General features: G+C 49.0%; 2 tRNA genes and 3 rRNA genes. All 5 read right to left on the bottom strand.

Going from position 1 to position 5,545, the window contains the following annotated elements:
* Positions 1–7: 7 nt before the first annotated feature.
* The 5 genes from rrf to ACPUEY_RS13835 all read right to left on the bottom strand — a co-directional run bounded on the left by rrf (position 8) and on the right by ACPUEY_RS13835 (position 5,377).
* A 5S ribosomal RNA gene (rrf, locus tag ACPUEY_RS13855) occupies positions 8–122 on the bottom strand.
* Between the two features lie 201 nt (positions 123–323).
* A 23S ribosomal RNA gene (locus ACPUEY_RS13850) occupies positions 324–3,216 on the bottom strand.
* A gap of 343 nt (positions 3,217–3,559) precedes the next feature.
* Positions 3,560–3,635 (bottom strand) — tRNA-Ala (locus tag ACPUEY_RS13845).
* A 66-nt stretch (positions 3,636–3,701) separates the two neighbouring features.
* A tRNA-Ile gene (locus ACPUEY_RS13840) sits at positions 3,702–3,778 on the bottom strand.
* 61 nt (positions 3,779–3,839) lie between these two features.
* Positions 3,840–5,377, bottom strand: a 16S ribosomal RNA gene (locus tag ACPUEY_RS13835).
* The 16S, 23S and 5S rRNA genes sit together here with 2 tRNA genes alongside, the layout of an rRNA operon.
* Between the last annotated feature and the right edge of the window lie 168 nt (positions 5,378–5,545).

Genomic DNA, 5,545 nt, shown 5'->3' with positions numbered 1-5,545 from the left:
AATAATGAGCTGGCGATGACTTACTCTCACATGGGTAATCCCACACTACCATCAGCGCTAAGAGGTTTCACTTCTGAGTTCGGGAAGGGATCAGGTGGTTCACTCTTGCTATGGTCGCCAGCACAACTGTTATGACTTTGCGTTTGGTCTTATTCGCTTTGCATTGCTGCGTTGCTTGCCGTTGCTTGGTCAAATGAGTTATTAACAGGTATATCTGAGTTTCATATTTTGTTCTTTAGCGTTCACTAAATCAAGTATTTTACTGGTCTTTCGATCAGTTATGAATCGATTGAGCTTTAATACAACAACTGTTTGGGTGTTGTATAGTCAAGCCTCACGAGCAATTAGTATTGGTCAGCTTCACATGTCACCATGCTTCCACATCCAACCTATCAACGTCGTAGTCTTCAACGGCTCTTTAGGAGGCATAAAGCCTCGGGGAAATCTTATCTTGAGGTAGGCTTCCCGCTTAGATGCTTTCAGCGGTTATCCCTTCCGAACATAGCTACCCGGCGATGCGACTGGCGTCACAACCGGTACACCAGAGGTTCGTCCACTCTGGTCCTCTCGTACTAGGAGCAGATCCTCTCAAATTTCCAGCGCCCACGGTAGATAGGGACCGAACTGTCTCACGACGTTCTAAACCCAGCTCGCGTACCTCTTTAAATGGCGAACAGCCATACCCTTGGGACCTGCTTCAGCCCCAGGATGAGATGAGCCGACATCGAGGTGCCAAACACCGCCGTCGATATGAACTCTTGGGCGGTATCAGCCTGTTATCCCCAGAGTACCTTTTATCCGTTGAGCGATGGCCCTTCCATACAGAACCACCGGATCACTAAGACCTACTTTCGTACCTGCTCGACTTGTGGGTCTCGCAGTTAAGCGCGCTTTTGCCTTTATACTCTACGCGTGATTTCCGACCACGCTGAGCGCACCTTCGTACTCCTCCGTTACTCTTTAGGAGGAGACCGCCCCAGTCAAACTACCCACCAGACATGGTCCTCGTCCCGGATAACGGGACAGAGTTAGAACCTCAATATTACCAGGGTGGTATTTCAAGGACGGCTCCATCAGAACTGGCGTCCTGATTTCAAAGCCTCCCACCTATCCTACACAAGTAAGATCAAAGTTCAATGTCAAGCTGCAGTAAAGGTTCACGGGGTCTTTCCGTCTAGCCGCGGGTACACCGCATCTTCACGGCGATTTCGATTTCACTGAGCCTCTGCTGGAGACAGCGCCCCCATCATTATGCCATTCGTGCAGGTCGGAACTTACCCGACAAGGAATTTCGCTACCTTAGGACCGTTATAGTTACGGCCGCCGTTTACTGGGGCTTCGATCAAGAGCTTCGCTTACGCTAACCCCATCAATTAACCTTCCAGCACCGGGCAGGCATCACACCCTATACGTCCACTTTCGTGTTTGCAGAGTGCTATGTTTTTAATAAACAGTTGCAGGGGCCTGGTTTCTGTGGCTGCTCTCAGCTCAGGAAGCAAGTTCCATCACCAAAAGCAGCGTACCTTCTCCCGAAGTTACGGTACCATTTTGCCTAGTTCCTTCAGCAGAGTTCTCTCAAGCGCTTTGGTCTACTCGACCTGACCACCTGTGTCGGTTTCGGGTACGATTCCAGTGTAACTGAAGCTTAGAGACTTTTCCTGGAAGTATGGTATCAGCCACTTCACTGTACAAGTACAGCTTGCTATCAGATCTCAGCATAGAGCACCCCGGATTTGCCTAAGATGCATGCCTACTTCCTTCCACCTGGACAACCAACGCCAGGCTGACTTAACCTTCTCCGTCCTCTCATCGCATTACACTGAAGTATTGGAATATTAACCAATTTCCCATCGACTACGCCTTTCGGCCTCGCCTTAGGGGTCGACTCACCCAGCCCCGATTAACGTTGGACTGGAACCCTTGGTCTTTCAGCGAGCGGGTTTTTCACCCGCTTTGTCGTTACTCACGTCAGCATTCGCACTTCTGATACCTCCAGCAGACTTCTCAATCCACCTTCATCGGCTTACAGAACGCTCCCCTACCACGTATACAATGTATACATCCGCAGCTTCGGCACATAGTTTTAGCCCCGTTACATCTTCCGCGCAGGCCGACTCGACTAGTGAGCTATTACGCTTTCTTTAAAGGGTGGCTGCTTCTAAGCCAACCTCCTAGCTGTCTATGCCTTCCCACATCGTTTCCCACTTAACTATGATTTTGGGGCCTTAGCTGGCGGTCTGGATTGTTTTCCTCTTGACTACGGACGTTAGCACCCGCAGTCTGTCTCCCGGATAGTACTCATTGGTATTCGGAGTTTGCATCGGTTTGGTAAGTCGGGATGACCCCCTAGCCGAAACAGTGCTCTACCCCCAATGGTATTCGTCCGAGGCGCTACCTAAATAGCTTTCGGGGAGAACCAGCTATCACCGAGTTTGATTAGCCTTTCACCCCTATCCACAAGTCATCCCCTGGCTTTTCAACGACAGTGGGTTCGGTCCTCCAGTCAGTGTTACCTAACCTTCAACCTGCTCATGGATAGATCACCCGGTTTCGGGTCTATACCCAGCAACTAAACGCCCTATTAAGACTCGATTTCTCTACGGCTCCCCTATACGGTTAACCTCGCTACTGAATATAAGTCGCTGACCCATTATACAAAAGGTACGCAGTCACCGAACAAGTCGGCTCCCACTGCTTGTATGCATGCGGTTTCAGGATCTATTTCACTCCCCTCACAGGGGTTCTTTTCGCCTTTCCCTCACGGTACTGGTTCACTATCGGTCAGTCAGGAGTATTTAGCCTTGGAGGATGGTCCCCCCATATTCAGACAAGGTTTCACGTGCCTCGCCCTACTCGACATCATCATATCAGCCCTTTCGTGTACAGGACTATCACCTACTATGGTTGCACTTCCCAGAGCATTCCACTAAAGCTGATATAACTTAATGGGCTTTTCCCCGTTCGCTCGCCGCTACTGAGGGAATCTCAATTGATTTCTTTTCCTAAGGGTACTGAGATGTTTCACTTCCCCTCGTTTGCCTCATACACCTATGTATTCAGTGTATGATACCTACCTTATGGTAAGTGGGTTCCCCCATTCAGAAATCTCCGGATCACAGGATATTTGCCGCCTCCCCGGAGCTTATCGCAGGCTATTACGTCTTTCATCGCCTCTGACTGCCAAGGCATCCACCACATGCACTTAATTACTTGACTATACAACCCCAAACAGTCGTTTATCCCACAAGTAGGATAAGCAACAGATCATGATGATCTCTCATCACGCTCATACAGTTGGCGTCTTGTGCATTTAAGCACCGTACAGCTTCAATTAGATTCATATACCAAAACGCTTGATTCAGTTTAATCGCTAGTAACTCATTCTCTCCTTCACATCGCAGTAATAAATCACTGTTAGTGTTGGATAAAACGAGTATGAACAATTTATTTCAACTCAAATATATTCTGTTAATGATTAACTGCCATCTCGTCGATGCACAGTAAACTGTGATAAATCACAGAGGTTAATAAGTATGAACTTACTAAGCTCTATAATCTATGGTGGAGACTAGGAGAGTCGAACTCCTGACCTCCTGCGTGCAAAGCAGGCGCTCTACCAACTAAGCTAAGTCCCCAGCTTAAATCATATCGATTATTAACGTTATATCTTTACTTCGTCTGCATTATCGCTTCGTCAGTAGTGGTGGGTCTGACAAGACTTGAACTTGTGACCCCACGCTTATCAAGCGTGTGCTCTAACCAACTGAGCTACAGACCCTCAGATACATCGTCATGAAGAACAACTTGTTGTGGATTCTTACCAATCGTCAATCTTTCGTTAAGGAGGTGATCCAGCCGCAGGTTCCCCTACGGCTACCTTGTTACGACTTCACCCCAGTCATCGGCCACACCGTGGTAAGCGTCCTCCTTGCGGTTAGACTACCTACTTCTGGTGCAACAAACTCCCATGGTGTGACGGGCGGTGTGTACAAGGCCCGGGAACGTATTCACCGCGGCATTCTGATCCGCGATTACTAGCGATTCCGACTTCATGGAGTCGAGTTGCAGACTCCAATCCGGACTACGATCGGCTTTTTGAGATTAGCATCCTATCGCTAGGTAGCAACCCTTTGTACCGACCATTGTAGCACGTGTGTAGCCCTGGTCGTAAGGGCCATGATGACTTGACGTCGTCCCCGCCTTCCTCCAGTTTGTCACTGGCAGTATCCTTAAAGTTCCCGGCATGACCCGATGGCAAGTAAGGAAAAGGGTTGCGCTCGTTGCGGGACTTAACCCAACATCTCACGACACGAGCTGACGACAGCCATGCAGCACCTGTATCAGAGTTCCCGAAGGCACCAATCCATCTCTGGAAAGTTCTCTGTATGTCAAGACCAGGTAAGGTTCTTCGCGTTGCATCGAATTAAACCACATGCTCCACCGCTTGTGCGGGCCCCCGTCAATTCATTTGAGTTTTAGTCTTGCGACCGTACTCCCCAGGCGGTCTACTTATCGCGTTAGCTGCGCCACTAAAGCCTCAAAGGCCCCAACGGCTAGTAGACATCGTTTACGGCATGGACTACCAGGGTATCTAATCCTGTTTGCTCCCCATGCTTTCGTACCTCAGCGTCAGTATTAGGCCAGATGGCTGCCTTCGCCATCGGTATTCCTCCAGATCTCTACGCATTTCACCGCTACACCTGGAATTCTACCATCCTCTCCCATACTCTAGCCTCCCAGTATCGAATGCAATTCCTAAGTTAAGCTCAGGGATTTCACATCCGACTTAAAAAGCCGCCTACGCACGCTTTACGCCCAGTAAATCCGATTAACGCTCGCACCCTCTGTATTACCGCGGCTGCTGGCACAGAGTTAGCCGGTGCTTATTCTGCGAGTAACGTCCACTATCCGGTAGTATTAATACCAGTAGCCTCCTCCTCGCTTAAAGTGCTTTACAACCAAAAGGCCTTCTTCACACACGCGGCATGGCTGGATCAGGGTTCCCCCCATTGTCCAATATTCCCCACTGCTGCCTCCCGTAGGAGTCTGGGCCGTGTCTCAGTCCCAGTGTGGCGGATCATCCTCTCAGACCCGCTACAGATCGTCGCCTTGGTAGGCCTTTACCCCACCAACTAGCTAATCCGACTTAGGCTCATCTATTAGCGCAAGGCCCGAAGGTCCCCTGCTTTCTCCCGTAGGACGTATGCGGTATTAGCATCCCTTTCGAGATGTTGTCCCCCACTAATAGGCAGATTCCTAAGCATTACTCACCCGTCCGCCGCTAGGTTAGGTAGCAAGCTACCCTTCCCCGCTCGACTTGCATGTGTTAAGCCTGCCGCCAGCGTTCAATCTGAGCCATGATCAAACTCTTCAGTTTAAAATCATTAGTAGCTTATGGCTACAAATCTTGGCTCATCAATTTTCTGACAAAAAATTTGCTCAAATAAACTTCGAGTAATTTCTACCATCAATCAATGAAAATAATTTCGATCGATCAACCAGTAAAAATCCACACAAGTTGTTCTTCATAATCTCTTAATGATCT

This window comes from Acinetobacter sp. G11 (genome assembly GCF_049808495.1).
In the GTDB taxonomy this organism is placed as follows: Bacteria; Pseudomonadota; Gammaproteobacteria; order Pseudomonadales; family Moraxellaceae; genus Acinetobacter; species Acinetobacter kookii.
The sequence above is the reverse complement of the archived record's forward strand: the minus strand, read 5'-3'. Positions and strand labels throughout refer to the sequence as shown.